We start from the raw sequence: 496 nt of genomic DNA on the forward strand, positions 1-496 counted from the left end.
ATAGGTGTAGCCCATCAGGGCGGGAATCAACACCCGCAGCAAGGCAAAATTGATGTTTTGGTAGGCGTATTGCCCGTAGGCGGTTACGCCCGTAGCAATTCGTTGCCCCAGAAAGTCATATTCGTTATCCTCCTGGGGCAAGCCCTGATTGGGACTGATCAGGCCGCTTTGATGCATCAACAGGTCGCTAAAGGTGATCCGGCTGATGCCGGGTCCCTGAGGCCAGTTCTTAGGTAAGTAGGCGGCAATGGGAGTCCGCAGGCTAAGCCCCTTGCGGGCGGCCAGGGCAACCAGGGTGAAGGCGCTGATGGTTTTGCTGACGCTGGCCAGGTGCAGCTTGGTGTCAATGGTGAACCCACTGGCCGCTTCCCGGACGGCTAGACCGCCTGACCCGGCGGCCATTCTGGTCGCGTCCTGATAGATGGTGAAGGCGTAGCCTATATCCTTGGGCCGCAGTGAATCCTCCAGTAGCTTGGCCAGCGTCGCGTAGATGGTT

General features: G+C 58.7%; 1 protein-coding gene. It reads right to left on the reverse strand.

What is annotated here, in order from left to right; genetic code table 11:
- Nucleotides 1–496 (reverse strand): serine hydrolase (locus J2I46_RS32695; RefSeq protein ID WP_207333318.1); only part of this gene is annotated, 496 nt, incomplete at both ends.

It is taken from the genome of Fibrella forsythiae (assembly GCF_017353175.1).
GTDB classification, from domain to species: Bacteria; Bacteroidota; Bacteroidia; order Cytophagales; family Spirosomataceae; genus Fibrella; species Fibrella forsythiae.